General features: G+C 75.6%; 20 protein-coding genes. 14 read left to right on the top strand and 6 right to left on the bottom strand.

The features are described from left to right. The first annotated feature begins 84 nt into the window (after nucleotides 1-84). The 7 genes from ABDB74_RS00170 to ABDB74_RS00200 all read left to right on the top strand — a co-directional run bounded on the left by ABDB74_RS00170 (nucleotide 85) and on the right by ABDB74_RS00200 (nucleotide 5,780). Nucleotides 85-735: an RNA polymerase sigma factor gene (locus ABDB74_RS00170; protein ID WP_346620856.1), complete on the top strand. Its 651-nt coding sequence runs from the start codon at nucleotides 85-87 to the stop codon at nucleotides 733-735. Beyond that, nucleotides 732-1,778: a hypothetical protein gene (locus tag ABDB74_RS00175; RefSeq protein WP_346620857.1), complete on the top strand. Its 1,047-nt coding sequence runs from the start codon at nucleotides 732-734 to the stop codon at nucleotides 1,776-1,778. Before ABDB74_RS00170 ends, ABDB74_RS00175 begins: the two co-directional genes overlap by 4 nt. 102 nt (nucleotides 1,779-1,880) lie before the next feature. Continuing rightward, a complete protein-coding gene (locus ABDB74_RS00180) occupies nucleotides 1,881-2,798 on the top strand; it encodes an aldose 1-epimerase family protein (RefSeq protein ID WP_346620859.1) in 918 nt (305 codons plus the stop codon). Nucleotide 2,799: 1 nt separating this feature from the next. Beyond that, the gene (locus tag ABDB74_RS00185; protein WP_346620860.1) at nucleotides 2,800-3,531 is read left to right on the top strand and encodes an MOSC N-terminal beta barrel domain-containing protein; all 732 of its coding nucleotides are present in this window, start codon (nucleotides 2,800-2,802) and stop codon (nucleotides 3,529-3,531) included. Between the two features lie 3 nt (nucleotides 3,532-3,534). Beyond that, complete coding sequence (locus tag ABDB74_RS00190) at nucleotides 3,535-3,750, top strand: RNA-binding S4 domain-containing protein (RefSeq protein WP_346620861.1); 216 nt, start codon at nucleotides 3,535-3,537, stop codon at nucleotides 3,748-3,750. 66 nt (nucleotides 3,751-3,816) lie between these two features. Next, nucleotides 3,817-4,998 carry a pyridoxal phosphate-dependent aminotransferase gene (locus ABDB74_RS00195; protein ID WP_346620862.1) on the top strand — a complete coding sequence of 394 codons (1,182 nt, stop codon included), beginning with the start codon at nucleotides 3,817-3,819 and terminating at the stop codon, nucleotides 4,996-4,998. Next, on the top strand, nucleotides 4,995-5,780 hold the full coding sequence (locus ABDB74_RS00200) for a nitrilase-related carbon-nitrogen hydrolase (RefSeq protein ID WP_346620863.1): 786 nt from the start codon (nucleotides 4,995-4,997) through the stop codon (nucleotides 5,778-5,780). The genes ABDB74_RS00195 and ABDB74_RS00200 overlap by 4 nt, the downstream gene beginning before the upstream one ends. Before the next feature lie 65 nt (nucleotides 5,781-5,845). Here the strand turns inward: ABDB74_RS00200 and ABDB74_RS00205 are convergent, their stop codons facing one another. Then, nucleotides 5,846-6,625 (bottom strand): PRC and DUF2382 domain-containing protein, encoded by a 780-nt coding sequence (locus ABDB74_RS00205; protein ID WP_346620864.1) that lies wholly within the window; start codon nucleotides 6,623-6,625, stop codon nucleotides 5,846-5,848. 89 nt (nucleotides 6,626-6,714) lie between these two features. Further along, the gene (locus ABDB74_RS00210; RefSeq protein ID WP_346620866.1) at nucleotides 6,715-7,683 is read right to left on the bottom strand and encodes an endonuclease/exonuclease/phosphatase family protein; all 969 of its coding nucleotides are present in this window, start codon (nucleotides 7,681-7,683) and stop codon (nucleotides 6,715-6,717) included. 52 nt (nucleotides 7,684-7,735) lie between these two features. Here ABDB74_RS00210 and ABDB74_RS00215 point away from each other — a divergent pair, with 52 nt between their 5' ends. Together ABDB74_RS00215 and ABDB74_RS00220 are read left to right on the top strand one after the other, a co-directional pair. Then, nucleotides 7,736-8,368: a CYTH domain-containing protein gene (locus ABDB74_RS00215; protein WP_346620868.1), complete on the top strand. Its 633-nt coding sequence runs from the start codon at nucleotides 7,736-7,738 to the stop codon at nucleotides 8,366-8,368. A gap of 114 nt (nucleotides 8,369-8,482) precedes the next feature. After that, complete coding sequence (locus ABDB74_RS00220; protein WP_346620870.1) at nucleotides 8,483-9,799, top strand: metallophosphoesterase; 1,317 nt, start codon at nucleotides 8,483-8,485, stop codon at nucleotides 9,797-9,799. Nucleotides 9,800-9,808: 9 nt separating this feature from the next. On the opposite strand, the gene ABDB74_RS00225 is transcribed toward ABDB74_RS00220, so the two are convergent. Beyond that, nucleotides 9,809-10,384, bottom strand: a complete 576-nt coding sequence (locus ABDB74_RS00225; RefSeq protein ID WP_346620871.1) for a helix-turn-helix domain-containing protein — start codon at nucleotides 10,382-10,384, stop codon at nucleotides 9,809-9,811. Between the two features lie 153 nt (nucleotides 10,385-10,537). Here ABDB74_RS00225 and ABDB74_RS00230 point away from each other — a divergent pair, with 153 nt between their 5' ends. From ABDB74_RS00230 to ABDB74_RS00240, 3 genes are all read left to right on the top strand, one after another. Then, the gene (locus ABDB74_RS00230) at nucleotides 10,538-11,278 is read left to right on the top strand and encodes a GntR family transcriptional regulator (RefSeq protein WP_346620873.1); all 741 of its coding nucleotides are present in this window, start codon (nucleotides 10,538-10,540) and stop codon (nucleotides 11,276-11,278) included. Next, the gene (locus ABDB74_RS00235) at nucleotides 11,268-11,750 is read left to right on the top strand and encodes an SRPBCC family protein (protein WP_346620874.1); all 483 of its coding nucleotides are present in this window, start codon (nucleotides 11,268-11,270) and stop codon (nucleotides 11,748-11,750) included. The genes ABDB74_RS00230 and ABDB74_RS00235 overlap by 11 nt, the downstream gene beginning before the upstream one ends. Nucleotides 11,751-11,887: 137 nt before the next feature. Further along, nucleotides 11,888-12,160 (top strand): GlsB/YeaQ/YmgE family stress response membrane protein, encoded by a 273-nt coding sequence (locus ABDB74_RS00240; RefSeq protein WP_346620876.1) that lies wholly within the window; start codon nucleotides 11,888-11,890, stop codon nucleotides 12,158-12,160. Nucleotides 12,161-12,185: 25 nt separating this feature from the next. On the opposite strand, the gene ABDB74_RS00245 is transcribed toward ABDB74_RS00240, so the two are convergent. Next, nucleotides 12,186-12,875, bottom strand: coding sequence for an MBL fold metallo-hydrolase (locus ABDB74_RS00245; protein WP_346620878.1), 690 nt, complete (start codon nucleotides 12,873-12,875; stop codon nucleotides 12,186-12,188). 32 nt (nucleotides 12,876-12,907) lie between these two features. On the opposite strand from ABDB74_RS00245, the gene ABDB74_RS00250 reads away from it, so the two are divergent. Beyond that, nucleotides 12,908-13,168, top strand: a complete 261-nt coding sequence (locus ABDB74_RS00250) for a hypothetical protein (RefSeq protein WP_346620879.1) — start codon at nucleotides 12,908-12,910, stop codon at nucleotides 13,166-13,168. A 79-nt stretch (nucleotides 13,169-13,247) separates the two neighbouring features. On the opposite strand, the gene ABDB74_RS00255 is transcribed toward ABDB74_RS00250, so the two are convergent. Together ABDB74_RS00255 and ABDB74_RS00260 are read right to left on the bottom strand one after the other, a co-directional pair. Then, entirely contained in the window at nucleotides 13,248-15,863 is a 2,616-nt protein-coding gene (locus ABDB74_RS00255; RefSeq protein WP_346620880.1) for a LuxR C-terminal-related transcriptional regulator, read from the bottom strand. Further along, entirely contained in the window at nucleotides 15,860-17,962 is a 2,103-nt protein-coding gene (locus ABDB74_RS00260; RefSeq protein WP_346620881.1) for an Hsp70 family protein, read from the bottom strand. The genes ABDB74_RS00255 and ABDB74_RS00260 overlap by 4 nt, the downstream gene beginning before the upstream one ends. A gap of 235 nt (nucleotides 17,963-18,197) precedes the next feature. Between ABDB74_RS00260 and ABDB74_RS00265 the strand changes: the two genes are divergently transcribed. Further along, the gene (locus tag ABDB74_RS00265; RefSeq protein ID WP_346620883.1) at nucleotides 18,198-19,682 is read left to right on the top strand and encodes an IniB N-terminal domain-containing protein; all 1,485 of its coding nucleotides are present in this window, start codon (nucleotides 18,198-18,200) and stop codon (nucleotides 19,680-19,682) included. The last annotated feature ends 168 nt before the right edge of the window (nucleotides 19,683-19,850 follow it).

A 19,850-nucleotide genomic window follows, 5' to 3' on the forward strand; every position in this document is an offset into this window, starting at 1 on the left:
GGGGAGTTCCGTGAACCGGATCCGCCGCTCCGGACATCAAGGGGTGTGACGACTTCACCGATCGCGGCCGGATCATCACCTGCCGTGACCCCGACAGCGGTGCACCGCTCGGCCGGCCCACCGCCCGAGCCCCCACGGCTGCGCGCCCTGCCCGACGCCCTGCCCAGTGACGCGGAGCTGATCGCGCGGTCGGTCGACGACCCCGCGGAGTTCGCCCCGCTGTTCGACCGGCACGCCGCCACGGTGCACCGCTACCTGGGCCGCCGCGTCGGCGAACTGGCCGACGACCTGCTCAGCGAGACCTTCCTCATCGCCTTCCGCCGCCGGGAGGCCTACCGGCCCGACCACGTCGAGGTGCGGCCCTGGCTGCTGGGCATCGCGACCAACGTCGTGCACGGGCACGTGCGCACCGAGCAGCGCCGTTACAAGACCCTGGCGCGCGCGGCCGCCGAGCCCGAGCGGCCCGGCGACGACCCCGGGGACGCCGCCGGCCGGCTCGACGCCCAGGCGTTGCGGGGTCCGCTGGCCGCCGCGCTCGCCGCGTTGAAGCCGCGCGACCGCGACGCCCTGCTGCTGCTCGCGTGGGGGCAGCTCGGCTACGAGGAGATCGCCGCCGTCCTCGACGTCCCCGTCGGCACGGTGCGCTCCCGGCTGCACCGCGCCCGCCGCCAGACCCGCGCCGTGCTCGGCGACGTCTCCCCGTTCGACCCTGTCTCCGAGGAGGAGGACCGATGAACGACCTCACGCTGCTCCGCGAAGCGGGCCCCGAGGCGCCGCCGCTGTCCCCCGCCGCTCGCTCGGCCGCCCGTGCCGCGCTGCTGGCCGAGATCGAGGGCCCGGCTCCCCGGCGGTCCCGGACCCCCCGCCGGAAGGTCGCGCTGCGCATCGGGCTGGCCGCCGTCACCGCGGCGGCGGCCTGGGCCGCCGCCGTCGTCATCGCCGCCCCCGACGGCCCCGGGACGCCGGCGGAGAGCGTCACCCTCGTCGACTTCCGGATGCCGACGTTCCCGCTGTCGCTCGATCCCGAGCCGGAGGGGATGCGGCCGGCGTTCACCGGCGACGGCGAGTCGGCCGGCTTCGCGGAGTTCGACGCGGCGGACGGGGTCGACCGGTTCACCGTGGGCGTCCACGAGGAGGCGCCCGACTGGTGGTTCGAGGGCTCCGCCGAACGCGTCGACGTCACCGAGCGCCTGGAGGTCAGCGTCGAGGGCAGGGACGCCGACGTCGTCCGCGGGGCACGGGACGTCTACTGCGAGGACGGCCTGACCGTCTGCGAGCGCATGCTGTTCGCCGAACTCGTCTGGGAACGCAAGGACGACCAGTGGGTGACGATGAGCGGTGAGGGCCGGTACAGCCGGACGTCGGAGCTGGTCGCCGTCGCTGAGTCGCTGGTCGACCGGCCGCAGCGAGCCACGCTCACCGCGGAGCTCGCCCCGGCCGGCTGGTCGGTGCAGTTCTACAAGATGGGCCGGGTCCTCACCCTGGTCAACGACGCCTACGAGCAGCAGACGATCACGGTGCACGTGCCGCTGCCCGAGGACGTCATGCCCCCGGACCAGCTGCTCGACCAGCTGATGGGGCCCGTGGGGCCGGTCGTCCCCGTGACCGTCCACGGCCGGCCCGCACAGTTGGTCCCCGTCGACAACGGACCCGGGACGGCGGGGTGGTTCCTCCAGGGGCAGTTCGAGGACGGGACGACCTTCACCCTCCAGGTGCCGGACGCCTTCACCCAGGACCAGGTGCTGGAGTTCGCCGAGCAGGTGACCTACCACCCCTGACGACGAGCGAGACCTGCGAACTCGTGGCCATCGCGCGCTGATGGCCACGAGTTCGCAGGTCTCGTCGGGGCTCCCGTGGGCGAGGTGTGGTGAGCTGGGCGCATGCCCGACACCTGGCCCCCCAGCGACCGCACCGAGGTGCAGCTCAGCGCCGGCGACGCCCGCCTCGCCGTCGATCTCCGGGGCGGCACGCTGTGCCGGCTCGCGGTCGGGGACTGGGAGCTGCTCGACGGCTATGCGCCCGGTGCCGTCGCCCCCGGCTGGCGCGGCGCGGTGCTGGTCCCCTGGCCCAACCGCCTCCGGCACGGCCGGTGGACGTGGCAGGAGGAGGAGCTGCAGCTCGACGTCCGGTCGCCGGACGAGCCGCACGCGATCCACGGGCTCGTCGCCTGGCAGCCGTGGACGGTGCTGGCAGAGGCGGACGGGTCCGTCACGGTCGGGACGACGGTCGAGCCGCACCCCGGCTACCCGTTCCGGCTGGCCGTCGCCGTCGACCACGAGCTGACCGCCGAGCGGCTGACCTGCCGGCTCCGCGTGCGGAACCTCGGCGCCGAGCCGGCGCCCTTCGGTGCCGGGTTCCACCCCTACCTCTCCGTCGGGGCGACGGCGGACGGCGGCATCGGCGAGGCCGAGCTGACCGTTCCGGCGCGCACCGAGCTGGTCCTGGACGGCGGGCTGCCCACGGGGGAGCGGCGCCCCTACGACGGCGCGATCGGCCGGATCGGCGACCGTGCGCTGGACACCCCGCTCACCGACCTCGACCGGGACGCCGACGGCTGGACGCACGTGCGGCTGCGGGGCGGCGCCGGGGAGCTCACGCTCTCGGCCGACGATTCCTGGCCGTGGCTGCAGGTCTACAGCGGCGACACCCTGCCCGAGGGCCAGTGGCGGCGCAGCCTCGCCGTCGAGCCGATGACCTGCCCGCCCAACGCGCTGGCCGACGACGTCGACCTGCACGTGCTCGGGCCGGACGAGGAGTGGGCCGGCACGTGGGCGCTCGCCTGGACGCCGGCGACCTGAGATGCGCGTCGCGGAGCTCTGGCGCTACCCGGTGAAGTCGCTGCAGGGGGAGCGGCTGGCCGAGGCGGAGGTCGGGACGCTGGGCATCGCCGGTGACCGGCGCTGGGCCCTGTTCGACCGGGACACCGGGCTCGGCCTCACCGCCCGGCGGGTGCCCGAGCTGCTGTTCGGCGCCGCCCGCCTGCGGGGCGACGGAGGAGTGGAGGTCGTCCTGCCCGACGGCACGGTCACCGCCGCCGACGACGTCCTCTCGGACTGGCTGGGCCGCCGGGTGGAGCTCCGGGCCGCCACCGAGCGGGAGGGCGTGGCGCCCACCTACGAGGCTCCGGTCGACGAGGACGTGCCCGACCCCGCGGAGTGGCTGCAGTGGGAGGGTGCGCCCGGCCCCTTCCACGACAGCCCGCGGATCCGGCTGTCGCTGGTCTCCACCGGCACGACCGGCACGTGGGACCGCCGCCGGTTCCGGGCCAACGTCGTCCTGGACGGCGAGGGCGAGGAGGGTCTCCGCGGCCGGGAGGCGTCCCTCGGGTCGGTGCGGCTGCTCGTCGGCACCGGCATCCCGCGGTGCGTCATGACCACCCGCCCGCAGCCGGGCGGGATCGCCCGGGACACGTCCGTGCTCAAGACGATCCACCGGGAGCGGGACGGGCTGCTGGCCGTGCGCGCCGCCGTGCTGCAGCCCGGCGCGGTGCGGGTCGGCGACGCGCTGGTCCCGGACGGCGGGGGAGACTGAGGCGTGCGCACCATCGATCTGCGTCCCGGCGAGGACAGCATCCGGCTCGGGCAGCTGCTCAAGCTCGTCGACGCCGTGCCGACCGGCGCCCAGGTGAAGGACGTCCTGCTCTCCGGGGTGGTCACGGTCAACGGGGAGCCCGAGGAGCGGCGCGGCCGCCAGCTGCGCTCGGGCGACGTGGTGGCGATCGAGGGGGCCGAGGACGTCCGGATCGGGTAGCCCGAGGAGCTCGCGACCCGGCCAGCGCGCGGTTCCACGTGGAACCCGCCGGCGGGAAGGAACCGCATGACCACGCCAGTCGCGTCCCGCCTGCACGGATTCGGGACGACGATCTTCGCGGAGATGAGCGCGCTCGCGGTCGCGACCGGCTCGATCAACCTCGGTCAGGGGTTCCCCGACTACCCCGGCCCGCCCGAGGTGCTCGACGTCGCCCGGGCGGCGATCGGCACCGACGCCGACCAGTACCCGCCCGGGCCCGGCATCCCGGAGCTGCGCGCCGCCGTCGCCGAGCACCAGCAGCGGTTCCGGGGCCTGGCCTACGACCCGGACACCGAGGTGCTGGTCACTGCCGGCGCCACGGAGGCCCTGGCCGCCACCATGCTCGGGCTGCTCGAGCCGGGCGACGAGGTGGTGCTCTTCGAGCCGGTCTACGACAGCTACAGCGCGTCGGTCGCCATGGCCGGCGGCGTGGTCCGCCCCGTTCCGCTGCACCCGCCCGCGGACGGCCAGGGCGCGTGGACCTTCGACGAGGCGGAGCTGCGGGCCGCGGTCACCCCGCGCACCCGGCTGCTGCTGGTCAACTCGCCGCACAACCCGACCGGCACGGTCCTCACCGACGCCGAGCTCGGCGTCCTGGCCGAGCTGGCGACCGGCCACGACCTCGTGGTCGTCACCGACGAGGTGTACGAGCACCTGGTGTTCGCCGGGGCCCGGCACGTCTCCCTCGCCACGCTGCCGGGCATGCGCGACCGCACCCTCGTCGTCTCGAGCGCGGGCAAGACCTTCAACGTCACCGGGTGGAAGGTCGGCTGGGTCTGCGGTCCGGCGGCACTGGTCGCCGCCGTCCGCACCGCGAAGCAGTTCCTCACCTACGTCAACGCCGGCCCGTTCCAGCCGGCCGTCGCCGCCGGGCTGCGCCTGCCCGACGCCTACTTCGACGGGGTCGCCCGGGACCTCGAGTACCGGCGCGACCTGCTGGTGGACGCGCTGCGGGCGGCCGGCCTGCCGGTGATCAGCCCGCGGGCCACCTACTTCGCCACCGTCGACGTCCGCGGGGTGCGCCCGGACGGGGACGGGCTGGCCTTCTGCCGGGAGCTGCCGGCGCGCGTGGGTGTCGTGGCCGTCCCGACCGTGGTCTTCTACACCCCTGCGCACGCCTCCCTGGGGCGGCACCTGGTGCGGTTCGCGTTCTGCAAGAGTGATGCGCTGCTCGCCGAGGCGGTCGAGCGGCTGGGGAGGCTGGCATGAGGATCGCGGCGGTGCAGCACGACATCGTCTGGGAGGACCGGGAGGCCAACTTCGCCCGGCTCGCCCGGCAGGTGGGCCGGGCCGCGGCGGCCGGCGCGGAGCTGGTGCTGCTCACCGAGACCTTCTCCACCGGCTTCTCGATGACGCCGGGCATCGGCGAGGCCGAGGGCGGCCCGTCGGCGCGGTTCCTCGCCGCCCAGGCGGCCGAGCACGGCGTGTGGGTCGGGGGCAGCTGCCCCGAGATCGCCGATGACGCCGGCGGGGCGGGAGCGGGAGAGGCAGCGCTGCCGTACAACTCGTTCGTCCTCGCCGGGCCCGACGGGACGACGCACCGCTACCGCAAGCTGCACCCGTTCACCCACGGCGGCGAGCACGAGCGCTTCCGGGCGGGCGACGGACCGGTCACCGTGGCGATCGGCGGCCTCCGGATCACGCCGTTCATCTGCTACGACCTGCGCTTCGCCGACGTGTTCTGGCACGCCGCCCCCACCACCGACGTGTACGTGGTCGTGGCGAACTGGCCCGCCGCCCGGCGGCACCACTGGCAGACCCTGCTGCAGGCCCGCGCCATCGAGAACCAGGCGTACGTCGTCGGGGTCAACCGGGTCGGGACCGCCGGCGACGGCACCGAGCACGCCGGCGACAGCCGGATCGTCAGCCCGATGGGGGAGCTGCTGGCCACGGCCGCGGGCGCCGAGACCCTCGTGCTGGCCGACGTCGACGCGGCGGAGGTCGCGGCCACCCGCGACCGGCTGCGCTTCCTCGCCGACCGCCGCGGCTGACCCGGCCGACCGGCCCGGCGCGACCGGCCCGCCGCGGCCGGGCCCGCCGCGACCGGGTCGGGCAATCAGTCGCGCGCCGCGCCGTCCTCGTCCACGACGATCTGCTCGCGCTGCACCTGCTCGGTGACCGTCTCCTGCCCCTGCACGAACTCGCTGCGCAGCCGGACCCGCTCGACGGGCACGACCTCGACGCTGACGACGGGGCGCTCGGTGTGCAGGATGATCTCGTCCGGCATGCCTGCCGCAGCGGAGGGCGCGGTGTCCCCGGTGACCAGCGACTCGCCGGTGACCGAGCCGGTGCCCTCGTCGGCGTCGTCCATCGGCACCTCCTCCAGGCGGATCTCCTCCCGCCGGATCGGCACGGTCATCGTCACCTCCTCGGTGACCACGTACTTGACCAGCCGTACCCGCCGGGCGGCCACCTGCTCCGTGCTGATCCGCAGCCGCTCCTCGCTGCGGATCATCGTCCCGTCGGTGCCGGCGTCGGCCGCCGTCGGCGGGGCCGTGTCGGCCGCGCCGGTCCTCGCGGTGTCCGTGGACTCCAGGCCGTAGTGCCGGCGGAGCTCCGCCTCCTCGCCGGGATCCAGGTGGTTGCCGTCCATGGGCGGTGCGGTCTTGACCGCGTCGATGCTGACCGGCAGGCGCAGCGTCCCGTCGGCCCAGGTCGCCTCCCGCGCCGGCGCCACCGAGTGCCGGGTGCCGAACAGGCCGGTCGTCACGGCGACCCACGTGGGCTCACCGGTCCGGTCGTCGACGAAGAAGTGGTCGACGGTGCCCAGCTTGTCGCCGTCGGCACCGTAGGCGGTGGCGCCGATCGCGTCGGACACCTCGCGCTCGCTCAACATGGTCGGCTCCCCTCCGTGCGGCGCGCTCAGGTGCGTGCCGCCCCAGGAGCCTTCCCACCCGGCGCCGCTGGTGAACATGGGTGTCGCGGTCAGCGCGCCGGAACCGCCAGATCGACGACGAGGGCGCGGTGGTCGCTGCCCCGCACCGGCAGGAAGGCGCAGTCGCGGACGCCCAGCCGGGGGTCCACCAGCACGTGGTCGAGGACCAGCCGGGGGAAGCGCAGCCGCAGCGGGCGCCAGGTCCAGGTCAGGCCCCGGCCGGTGGCCTGCGCGGCGTCGACGTACCCGCGGCGCAGCACCGCGCGGAGGGCGGCGTGGTCGTACGTGGCGTTGAAGTCACCGGCCAGCACCCGGAGGACGTCCGGGGCGGGACCGGGCAGCGCCGCGAGGTCGGCCGTCCAGTTCCGCACCGAGGCCGGCGACGTGGCCGGCGGGGTGGTGTGCACCGCGGTGACCTCGACGTCGGCGCCGCCGTCGACCCGCAGGCGCACCGTCGGCTGCTCGAAGCACCCGGGCACCGCGCCGCGGCCGGTGACGGGCGTGCGGCTCCACACGGCTCCGGAGCCGGACACCACGCTGCCCGGCCGGGCGGGGACGACGTGGGCGTGCGGCAGCAGCCGGAGCAGCCCCGCCTCCTGCAGGTGCCGCTCGGCGTCCGGGGTCAGCTCCTGCACCGCCAGGACGTCGACGTCGTGCGACCGCACGAGCTCGACGACCGGCTCGGCCGGGACCAGGCCCAGCCGCAGGCTGACGCTGGCGATCCGGAGGTGGGTGCCGCCCGGGGGGACCGGGCCGGCGGGGCGGTGCCGCCGGGCGGTGACCGCGGCGCCGAGCGAGGTACCCGCGGCGGCGGCGAGCAGGGCACCGCTGCGGGACCGGGTCCGCAGGGCGGCGGCCAGGGGGAGGACGGCGGTGGCGGCGGCGTACGGGGTGAACGACAGCGCCGGCACCAGCGGGAAGCCGCGCTCGGCGCCGGTGCCGCGCAGCAGCGCCCACGCCGCCCACGGCAGGGCGGCCGCCGCGGCCCACCGGCGGGGATCGGGGCGCTGAGGAGGCATGGCGGTCCACGGTAGTCAGCGCACGGACCGACCGCTGCCCTACGGTCGGGTCGTGGTCACCGAGCAGCTCGAGGTCGAGCGGAAGTTCGACGTCGACGAGGGCTTCGTCCTGCCCGGCCTCGCCGGCGTCCCCGGCGTGGCCGCCGTCGACCCTCCGGTGACGCACCACCTCGAGGCGGTCTACCACGACACCGCCGACCTGCGGCTGGTCCGCGGCCGGGTGACGTTGCGCCGGCGCACCGGTGGGCCCGACGAGGGCTGGCACCTGAAGCTGCCGGCGGGTGCGGCGCGCCGTGAGCTGCACCTGCCGCTGGACCGGGGCACCGACGCGGCTCCCGCCGAGCTGCTGGACGTGGTCACCGGGCTCCTGGGCGGCGCGGCCACCGGTCCGGTGGTGACGATGCGGACCCGGCGGGTGGTCACCGAGCTGCGCGACGCGGCGGGCCGGGTGCTCGCCGAGCTGGCCGACGACGCGGTGACGGCGACGGTGCCGGCCGGCGCGCCGGGCGTGCGTCCGGAGGTCCGCCGCTGGCGGGAGGTCGAGATCGAGCTGGTCGGCGGCGGCGAGCCGCTGCTGACGGCGGTGGGCGAGGCGCTGGTGGCCGCGGGTGCCCGCCCCTCGCCCCGGGCGTCCAAGCTGGCCTCCGCCCTCTCGTCCCGGCTGGGCGGCGGCACCCCGGGCTGACCGCCGCGGGACCCCGCGGGCGCGACCCGTCGTCGGACCCGGTGGCGACGGCGGGCACCATGGTCCGCGCTCGCCCCTCGACGCCTCCGGAGGCCCGCCCTGTCGCTCATCGGTGTGCTGGGCTTCGGCACCGTCGTCCTGCTGGCCGTGGGGCTGCTGCACGGGTACCTCTGGTTCCGCCTGGTGCGGGGCACCACCACGGCCGGCCTGCTGCGGCACCGGCTGACGGTGCTCACCGTGGTACTGGCGCTGCTGCCGGTGCTGGCCGTTCTGCTGCGCGGGGTGCTCCCCTCCGGCGCCCTCACGCCGCTGAGCTGGATCGGCTTCGTCTGGCTCGGCGTCGCGCTGTACGCCGTCCTCGCCCTGCTCGCCCTCGAGCCGGTCCGCTGGGTCGGCAACCGGTGGATCACGAGGCAGGGCCGGGAGGACGGCGATGTGCACGGCGACGATCCGGCTCTGCTCGAGGTGGGGGCCGCGGCCGGTCGCGGTGCCGTCCGGGAGGACGGGGGTGCGCAGGGCGAACCGGCTCCCGGCGACGGGGGGACGGCACCTGGCCCCGGTGCCGTCCGGCAGGACGGCGACGTCATGGCCCGGCGGCGGTTCCTCGCCCGCGGGCTGGCGGTCACCGCGGGGGCGGTCGCACTGGGCACCGCGGGCACCGGGGCGTACTTCGCGAACGCGGCGCCGGTCGTCCGGCGGGTCCCGGTGACGCTCCGCGGCCTGGACCCGGCGCTGGAGGGCCTGCGCATCGTCACCTTCTCCGACGGCCACCTCTCCGCCACCTACGGGGGGCGGCGGTTCGAACGGCTGGTCGAGATCGTCAACGAGCAGCGGCCCGACGTGGTGGCCATCGTCGGTGACCTGGTCGACGGCAGCGTCGCGGAGCTGCGCGAGGACGTCGCCCCGCTGGCCGACCTGGTCAGCGAGCAGGGCGTCTACTTCGTCACCGGCAACCACGAGTACTTCGTCGACACCGGCGCCTGGATGCGGCACCTGCCGACCCTGGGCGTGGACGTGCTGCGCAACGAGCGGGTGGCCATCCGCCGTGGGGGAGCGTCGTTCGATCTCGCGGGCATCGACGACCGGATCGCCGCGGCCTCCGGGGTGCCCGGGCACGGCGCGGACCTCGACGCCGCCCTGGACGGCCGGGACGACGGGACGCCGGTCGTCCTGCTCGCCCACCAGCCGGTGATGGTCGAGCAGGCCGCCGCCGCGGGGGTGGACCTGCAGCTGTCCGGCCACACCCACGGCGGTCAGCTGTGGCCCTTCGACCACATGGTGGCGCTGGACCAGCCGGTGGTCGAGGGCTTCGCGCGGTACGGGGACACCCAGCTGTACGTGACCACCGGTGCGGGCTACTGGGGCCCGCCGATGCGGATAGGGGCGCGGCCCGAGGTCACCGTCGTCGAACTGCGCGCGCCGACCGGCTGACCGCCCGGCTCACGTGTGGTGCAGGGCGTCGAAGGCCTCCTGGACGCACTCCTCGGGCGGGCGCCTGCCCTCGCCGTCGGCCCAGGTCAGCATGCCGGTGGTGAGCGCGGAGAGGTAGGCGCCGGCGACCACCGTGTCGGCCGGCCGCACCGGCCGCCCCGGCCCGGCCAGGGCCTCCAGCACCATCGCCGCGGCCGTGCGCTCGAACTCGGCGGGACGGTGGCGGAGGGTGGGCGTGGTGGCGATGATCCGCCAGCGGGCGTACATCTCCGACCGGTCCTCGGCGCCCGTGCCGGTGAGCGCGCCGAGGATCGCTCGCCGGATCCGCTGTCCCAGCGGCAGGTCGTCGGGCTGCCCGGAGAGCAGTGCGGCGGTCGCCTCCGCGTCCGGGAGCCGCATGAGGACGTGCTCCTTGCTCGGGTAGTGCGCGTAGAAGGTCGGCACCGAGACTCCGGCGGCCTGGGCGACCTGTGCGACGCTCACCCGTTCGTACCCGTGCTGCTGGAACAGCTCGAGCGCGGCCTCCAGGATCCGCCGATGGGTGGCCTCCCACCTGCGCGTTCGCCAGTCCGGCGCGTCGGTCACGGGTCGATCCTCTGTCCCCGGAGCCGACCGGGCCAGCCGCCGCTCCGAAAAGCCGCGTTCGGGAGGTGCGGCGACCCCCCGGCCCACCCCTTCGGATGTGACGTCCCATACGACATGACGACCAGACGTCTGCTCTGGCAGTACCTTCGTGGGGTGACCAGCCCTGTTGCCGGACCGAAGTACCTGTCGGTCCGGGAGCACCTGCGCCGCCGCGTGGCGTCGTTGCCCGAGCACACCCTCCTCCCGCCGGAGCCGATGCTCTGCGCCGAGTACGGCGTCAGCCGGATCACGCTGCGCCGCGCGGTCGACGGCCTGGTGGCCGACGGGCACCTCGTCCGCGAGCAGGGCCGGGGCACGTACGTGACCCGGCCGGCCATCCGGCACGAGTACCGCGAGAGCTTCGTGCACCGGATCGCCGGCTTCAACTCGGTGATGACCGAGCAGGGTGCCCAGGTCGGCACGACGGTCCTCACCCAGCGGATCGTCCCGGCACCGGCGTCGGTCGCCGTCGAGCTCAAGCTGGACGGCGCCGCCGACGTGGTGCAGCTGGTCCGGCTGCGCAGCGTCGACGGGACGCCCAACCACGTGGCGCACAGCTTCCTGCCCGCGGTGCTCTACCCCCGGGTCGCGGAGGCGGACTTCGGTGAGGGCTCGCTCTACGAGTTCCTGCGCCGTGACTACGGCGCCGATCTCGCCCACGCCCGCATCGTCGTCGACGTCGGTACCGCCGCCCCCGAGGAGGCCGACCTGCTCCGGGTGGTGGCCGGGTCGCCGCTGCTGGTCGTGCGGACCACGGTCCGCGACAGCGACGGGCGACCGCTGGTGCACAGCTTCTCCCGGTTGCGGCCGGACGTCAGCCAGGTGGAGTTCGAGGTGTCGGTCGGTGGGCGCTGAGACGACGACCGCGACCGGTGTGCGGGAGGTGCCGCAGGCCCGCACCGACGTGTGGCGGGCGCTCGCGGTCCTGGAGCCGTACTGCGCCGTCTGCGACGTCTCCTACGTCATCCAGCCGGGAGCCGGCGGTCCGGGCGTGGGGACGACGTTCGTCTGCGCCTCCGGGCGGCTCGACGGCCGGGTCCCCGGGTCCGGTGCCCCGCGCGGGGAGATCCTCGCCTGGGACGAGCCTCGGCTGGTCGTCAGCCGGCTGGAGCTGACCCCGGAGACCTGGACGACCCGGATCGAGCTCGCCGGCACCCCGTCCGGGGGGACCCGCGTCTCGATCACCCTCACCCACGAGCCCGTCGGCGGCAGCCGGGTCGCCCGCCGGCTGCAGCGATGGGGCATGCACCGGCTGGTGCAGCGGACCGTCGACGCCGAGCTGGAGAAGGTGCCCGCCCATGTGGCGCGCGTCACCAATACCTCCTGATCGGCGTGATCGCCACCTCGATCGGGCGAATGGCGCATCACCGTAACGATCACGGGTACGTGCTCTCGTCGTGCACCGGCGTGGTGCGACCGGCCTCCTGCCGGTATCGCAGCGCCGGCAGAACGAAGGAGAACGCTGTGGAAATCATCGGTCTGATCATCGCCGGCATCATCATCGGCCTGCTGGGGAAGTTCGTCGCCCCCGGCACGCGCGACAACACGCCCCTCTGGCTCACCCTGCTGTGCGGTATCGGCGGTGTGCTCCTCGGGTACTGGGTGAGCGGCCTGCTGGGCGTGGAGAACACCGCCGGCATCGACTGGCTGCGGTGGATCATCTCCATCATCCTGGCGGCGGTGCTGGTGGTCGCGGCCTCCACGCTCACCGGCCGCAACGACCGCGCCGTCCGCTGAGCCCCGCCCGGGGAGACGGCCGGGCTCAGATCTCGACCGTCTCCCCGGGGGACAGCCGGCTGCAGGGAGTGGGGGTCCCCGGGCCCCGCTCCCCCAGCAGCCCGCCGACGACGCCGAGCCCCGCGTCGTTGAGCAGGCCGTCGTGCACGGCGTACGCCTGGTCGGCGTGGACCGCCCGGACGTAGTCGATGACGTCGGCCGTCCGGGACCACGGCGCCTGGAGGGGGAGCAGCAGGGTCGCCACCGGCGTCTCCGGCACCGTGAAGGCGTCGCCCGGGTGGAAGACCCGGCCGTCGACCAGGAACCCCACGTTGGCCACCCGGGGGATCTCCGGGTGGATCTCGGCGTGCAGTTCCCCGTGCACCGCGACCTCGAACCCGGCGGCGGTCACCACGTCGCCGTGCCCGACGACGTGCACCCGGCTCCCGGCCCCCTCGAGCTGGGCCGCCACCGCGCGGTTGGTCCACACCTCCAGGCCGGGGGACGCCTCCAGCGCGGCCCGGAGCCGGTCGGCGACGAAGTGGTCGGCGTGCTCGTGCGTGACCAGGACCGCCGTGGCGCCGTCCAGCGCCGCCGGATCGGTGAAGGCACCCGGGTCGATGACCAGCCGCCGCTCGCCGTCGGAGAGGACGACGCAGGCGTGTCCGTGCTTGGTGAGCTCCATGACCGCATCCTGCACCCGGCGACCGTTCCGCGCGCCGGGTCCTCCGGTCATCCGCCTCACCCTTCGGGGGGAGACGAGCCACCGTGCCCGTTACCCCCGCCGGTGCGGTTGCCGACCTCCTCCGCATGATGCTCGCGACGACCGTCTTCGCCGCCGCCCGCAGCCGGGCCCACGGCCCCACCGCTGCCCTGTGGCACGCCGTGGAGCTGCACCGGCCCGTGGCCGAGGTGGACGGCGCCTGCGAGCTCACCGTCTGCGGCACGCTGGCCCGGGTGGTGCCCGAGGCGCAGTGGCCGGTCGCCGCCGCCGACGTCTGCCCCTCCTGCGTCCCGCTGGCGCACTGAGGCCACCCTCGCACGCCCTGCTGTCGGGACGGACCCGCCCGCCCGGCGGCAGGTGCACTCGTCCGGCCGGGGAGAGCCCTCAGCTCTCCTCGGCCAGCTCCGCCCGCAGGCGCGCCAGCAGATCGGACCGGTTGCTGGCCCCCAGCCGCTGCCGCATCCGTGAGACGTGGTGCTCGACGGTCTTCGCCGAGATGTACAGCCGGCCGCCGATCTCCCGGTAGGTCAGCCCCTCGACGACGCGGGCGGCGATCTCCCGTTCGCGGGGGCTCAGCACCCCGGTCGGTCCGGCCGGCGCCCGGCCGGCGTCGTCCGCCTGGCCCGACGGCGGCGACCCCGGCTCCTCCCCGGACAGCGCCCGGGCGCACTGGAGCAGGCACGCCCGGTCGGCGGACCGCACCGCGCGGGCGGCGGCCTGGCCGGCCAGTCGAGAGCCGTCCCAGGTCAGCCCGATCCCCGCCAGCCGCTCGGCGGCGGAGAGCACCGCCGAGGCGTCGACGTCGCCCGTGAGCACCCGCAGCCAGCTGCGCCCGGCGTCGGCGAGCACCGCGGCGTAGAAGCTCGTGCGCGCCGCCCCGACCAGCGCGGCGGCGTGCGGCTGCAGCATGGCCGGGTCACCCATGACGATCGCCGCCTGGGCGCCGCTCCAGTGCAGCGAGGTCGACCACAGCGGTGGATCGCCCAGCCGGCCGAGCAGGGCCCCGGCCTCGGCCAGGTGGGGGGCCAGCCGCGCGGTCTCCCCCAGGCGCGCGGCGGCCACGACCAGCTCGCCCAGCGGGAGCAGCGCGAACAGGTCGACGGGGTGGCGGACGACCGCTTCGCGGGCCCGGCCCCAGGCGCGCAGCAGGGCGGGCAGATCGCTCGCCCGGCGGGCCAGCCCCACCTCGAGGGCGCGCAGGAACAGCTCGTCGCGCGGCTCGAGCGGGCCGCGCCCCGCCTGCGCCTCGGCCAGCTGCCCGGCCGCGGTGGCCATCCGCCCGCGCAGCATCGCCGTCCAGGCCAGCAGCAGCAGGTGGCGCGGCCGGGCCGGCGGGCCACCGACGTCGGCGGCGAGCGCGCGTTCGAGGACCGACTGGGCGCTCCCCAGCTCACCGGTGTGCAGGGCCACCAGCGCGGCGAGCGCGGCCGGGGTGTCCATCAGCAGCGCCGTCCGGCCGACCGGTTCGAGCAGCGCGGCGGCGCGGGTGAGCGTGGACAGCGCGGTCGTCGCCGCCTCGGCGGTGCTGGGCCCCGGGCGGATCGACTCCAGCACGCCGCGGGCCATGAGGGATTCACAGCCGGAGACGATGTTCGGGGCGCGGCCCCGGGTGGCGCCCTGGGCCGCGGCGAGCTCGGCCTCGGCCTCGTCGCGGGCGCCGGTGGCCAGCAGCGCGAGGGCCGCGGAGCCGGCCCGGTGCGGCCCGGCGAGGCGGTAGAGGTCGGCGGTGCTGCCGAGCAGCCCCCGGTGGGCCAGCACGGCCGCGGTCACGCCGGCGGCCGGCCGGTGGTCGGGGGCCGATTCGTCGCGCAACGCGGGATCGGCCCACTGCAGGGCGGCGTCGAGGTCACCGACCAGCGCGGCGGCGAGGGCGCGCCGCACGGCCAGCGACGCGGCGGGGGCGCCGACGTCGGCGGCGTCGGACAGCAGCGCGCCGGCCAGGACGGGGCTCTCCCGGAGCGCGGCATCGGCGTGCTCGACGAGCAGCCGCGCGGCCCGTGGCTCGCGGATGCGGTCCGCCGCCAGCGTGCGGGCGAGCTCGACCGGTTCCTCCCCGCGCTCGAGCAGGAGGACGAACAACCGGCGGCGCAAGGCCCGGGTGACGTCGTTGGGCGTGCTCCGCAGCAGTGCCTCGCGGATGGCCGGCACGACCTCGCCGGTGGGGAGCAGCGCCCCGGTCGCCTGCGCGCGCTGGACGAGGTCCGCCCCCTCGCTGGGGACGGCCAGCAGGTCGGCCAGCAGGTCGGCGTCCAGCGGCGCCCCCGCCGCGAGCGCGTGGAGCACCGACCGGGTGCACTCGTCGAGGTCGGCCAGGTCGGCGAGGATCCGCTCGCCCAGCGGGCCGGGCGTCCCGGTGGTGCCGGTGCCCGTGCCGTGGCGGAGCTGGCCTGCGTCGGGCCTCGCACCTCCGCCCGCGGCGAGCCCCCGGAGCATCGGTTCCACCAGCGCGGGCAGGCCGCCGGTCTGACGCAGCACGGTGTCGACGACGGCCGAGGGCACCGCCGGCCCGAGGTGCTGCTCGGCACAGGCCCGGACGGCGTCGCGGTGGAGCGGGCCGAGCACCACGAGCCGCCGGTCACCGGCCATCGCCTCGACCAGTTCCTGCAGCGCCGGCGGTCGCGGCCAGGCGCGGTAGGCCACCACCACGCGCACCAGCGGGTGGGACAGCAGCCCGCGCAGCCGGCCGAGCGAGCCGGCGGGCAGCCGGTGCGCGTCGTCGGCCAGGACCACGAGCGGCGCGGTCACCGCCTCCGGTCCCGGGGCGTTCTGCGCGTCGACGACGGTGACCCCCACCGCCCGGTAGGCCGTGGCGAGCTCGGCGAGGGCGGCGCTCTTGCCCGTTCCCCCAGCCCCCAGGACGGTGACGTGGGTGGCTCCGTCACCGCCGTCCTGCTCGCCGACCACCTGCCGGGCGAGGGTGCGGAGCGCGCCGGACCCCGACGGTCGCTCCTCCGGCACGCGGGACGGGGTGCGGGACGGGGTGCGGACGTCGACGCTCATCCTCCGGCGCCCTCCGTCGCAGTCGCGTCGCCCCCGGCGCTTCCGGTCGGCGGCTCCGTCGCCTGCCCGGCACCGGCATCCGGCGCACCGCCGCCGTCCGTCACCGGGGGGTCCTGGGTCGCGCTCGGAGCGTCCGTCGTCGGCGTGGTGGTCGGCGGTGGCGTCGAGCTCGGCGGCGGTGGCGGCGGGGAACTGGGCGGCGGCGCGCTGCTGCTGGACGGAGGGGGTGCGGACGCCGGGGGTGCGGACGGCGGGGGTGCGGACGGCGGGGGTGCGGACGGCGGATCGACGGGGGCCGGCGTGCTCGGCGGGGGCGTGCTCCCCGTCGGTGCGGACCCCGGGGCCGGCGTCCCCCGCGTGCCGGCGCTGCCGCTCGGGGCGCTGGTGCCGGTGCCGGCGGCGTCCGAGGTGCGGGGGGCCGCGCTGGGGGACGCCTCACCGGTGCGTCCGTCGGTGGCCGTCGCGACCGGTTCCCCGTCCGGCTCGTCGTCGCGGACCTCGTCGGCAGCGCGGCCGGCCGCCACGAGCGACATCCCGCTCCCGGAGCTCCCGCCGGCGCCGGTGGCCGGGTCGGGGTCGTCGGCCGGTGCCTCGGTGTCCCTCGCGCGCGAGGCGCCGATCCACGACCCCGCCCACCCGGAGAGATCACCGAAGCCGGCCGCGGCGGGTGCCGCCGAGGGGTCGGGCCCGTCCTGGCCCTCCGGGGCGCCCAGCGCCGCCGGTACGAGCATCAGGGCGATCAGTGCGGCCGCGACCACCGCGGCCCGGGCGCCGCTCTGCCGGCCGCCGGGCGCGGTGGGGGAGCGCCGGGTGGCCGGCGGCCGGGCCGCCGGTGCCCGGCGCGCGGACGCACGGGTGCGACCGGCAGCGGTGGCCGTGGTCGCCCCGGGGTCGCCGGCGGCCTCGGCGTCGGCCGTGGTCTCGTGAACCGTGGTCGCGCCGTCGGCCGTGCCCTCCGACCCTCCGGCCACGGGGGTGCCTTCGAGGAGGTCGCCGGCCAGCTGGGCCGCGCCGAGCGCGGCAGCCGGCGCCGGATCCCCGGGCACCAGCAGGGGGCGGCCGAGGGTGGCCGAGAGCAGCTCGGCGACCAGGGGCATCCGCCCGGCCCCACCCACGAGCACGACCCCGTCGAGGTCCGCACCCCGCAGCCCGGCGGCCTCGACGGCGTGACCCACGGTGGCCACCGCGTGCTGCACGGCGTCGCCCACGAGCTCCTCGAGGTCCTCCCGGACGATCCGGAGCACCGCCGCCCCCGCGGGCAGGTCGAGGTCGAGGCGGACGTCGGTGTCGGTGGAGAGGGCTTCCTTGGCCGCGACGCAGCGCGCCCGGAGGCCGGTCAGGGCCGCGGCCGCGCCGGCTCCCCCGGTGGACCCGGCGGAGTCCGGGCCGAGGGCGGCCAGGACGAGCCCGAGGAGGGCGTCGTCGACGTCGCGGCCGCCCCACGGCAGCGGGGCGGGGGGAGGGGCGACGTGCTCCGCGCCCGCGGGCCCGACCCGGACCACCGCCGTGTCCAGCGTGCTCGCGCCGAGGTCGCAGACGGCGAAGGTGCCGCCGTCGGCACCGGCCTGACCACGGACCGCTGCGACGGCGGCGGAGACCAGGGCGACGGGGCCGACCGCCGCGGCGGCCAGCGCCTCCTCGAGGACGGCACGCCGGTGCGCGCCCCAGGACGGCGGAACGGTGAGGACCGTCCAGGACGGCCGCCGCCCCTCCTGCTCCTGCGCCAGCGACTGCACGACCGACACGACCGCAGCCACCAGGTCCTCGGCCCGGACCGGCCGGCCGGCCACCAGGAGGGGGACCGGGACACCCACGCGGGACATGAGGTGCCGGGCGACCGGCTCCCCCGGTCCCGGGAGCGAGGTGTCGGCCAGGGCGACCGCGCCGTCAGGGAGCACGCGCACCGCGGCGGGGGCGAGGAACGCACCGCCGAGCGGGAGGACGGTCGCCGGGCGGCCCGGACGGCAGACGGCGGCGGCGATCGTCTCGTCACCGATGTCGATGCCGACCCCGTACGCATGCCCGGGCGGGAGATCCTCTGGGGCCTGATCGCTCCCCGGGACCGCCGCACGCGTGAGACTCCGCTGGCCACGATGCACCGGGCGAAGGTAACTGTGGGCGACCCGCTTGTGAGGTGGTTGAGGTGCATTGGGGTGCGCGGGGCCGACGTGAGCGGCGACACCCCGATGCCCCTAACGCTGTGTCAGCGCCCGAGCCCCCCAGGGGGTTCTCGGAGGGGGGGCCGTTCCCCGATGAGGGGTCGGCGCGTCCGCCCCTTGACTGCATCCGGCAGCCGGCCACGGCGGACGGCTCGGACCTCCAGGAGAAGCAGCCATGTCTGACCTCTACACGTCCCTCCTCGACTTCATCCTCAACCTGCTGCGCGACCCGGAAGCGGCCGAGCGGTTCGAGGAGGACCCGGCCGGTGAGCTCCAGGCCGCGGGCCTCGAGGACCTGACGGCCGCCGACGTGGACGCGATCATGCCGATGGTGGCCGACTTCGCGCCCGTGGCCGTCGGTGCGGGCGCCGGCGGCGGTGGCGGCTGGGGCGGCGGCCACCACCCGGCGAAGCCCGACCGCGACGACGACGAGAAGCCGGTCGAGAAGCCGGTGCATTGCGACAAGGACGACTACGACAAGGACAAGGACGGGGACGACAAGCACGAGAAGCCCGCGCACGGCGGCGAGGAGAAGCCGGCCGAGCACGGCGGGGGCCACGAGCCGGCCGCGATCGAGCACCTCAAGTACATCTCCAACCACTACACGCACTACGAGATCGACGCCTCGCACAACGTCTGGGGCGACTCGTACAAGGTCTTCGGCGAGGACGTCGTGCTGGCCACGAACGGCAGCGTGGCGGTCGGTGGGGACGTCGAGGACTCGACCGTCACGAACAGCGTCGACAACAGCGAGCACGACGTCGACGTCGACGTGGACATCACCGACTCGCTCAACGGCTCCTTCAACGACAAGTCGGACAGCTCCACGACCGTCGGCACCATCGTGGGCGGCAGCAACAACCACGCCTACGTCGACAACAGCCAGCAGTACAAGCTCGAGATCGACGACGTGTTCATCGGCGACGGCACGACCGTCATCGAGGACTCCGCGAACGTCGGCAACACCTACACCGACAAGTCGGACAACTCGGTCGACATCCGCGACTCGTTCCAGGACAACTCCGTGGACGTCGACGCCCACATCGAGGACTCGTTCAACACGGACAAGTCGGACCACTCGGTGAAGGACTCGTACAACGACCACTCGGACCACTCGGACCACTCGGTGAACGACTCGTACGACGACCACTCGCAGGACAACGACGGCATCGACGCCGATCACTCGAAGGTCGACGCCTCCGACGACGACGGGATCGATGACTCGATCGTCACGAAGGACTCGTTCAACACCGACGAGTCGGTGCACGTCGAGGACGTCGAGGTCGACGTGGACAAGTCGGTGGACAACTCGGTGACCGACAACTCCACCCACCACACGGACAACTCGGTGACCGACAACTCCACCGACGTCGAGATCGAGGACTCGTTCCAGGACAACTCGGTCGAGATCGAGGACTCGTTCCAGGACAACTCGGTCGAGATCGAGGACTCGTTCCAGGACAACTCGGACAACTCCACCGAGGTGGACATCGAGGACTCGTTCCAGGACAACTCCACCGAGGTCGAGATCGAGGACTCGTTCCAGGACAAGTCGACCGACGTCGACGTCGAGGTCGAGGACTCCTTCCAGGACAACGACCTGGTGGACGACTCCGGGAACCACAACACCCTGACCGCCGTCGAGGCCGGCGCCGCCTGACGGCCCCGTCGTCCGACCGGGACCACCCGGTGGCGGTGGCGGACCGCGCGCCGCCACCGGGTGACCGTCGCAGCCCGGCCCCCCTCGCCCGACCCGGCGGGGATCGGGGCCGGGCTCGGGCCTCTGCGGGGGCCGATTTCCTGATGTGATGTCGGCAGGCACGTCGGA

Origin of the sequence: Blastococcus sp. HT6-4 (genome assembly GCF_039679125.1) — a bacterium.
GTDB lineage: Bacteria > Actinomycetota > Actinomycetes > Mycobacteriales > Geodermatophilaceae > Blastococcus > Blastococcus montanus.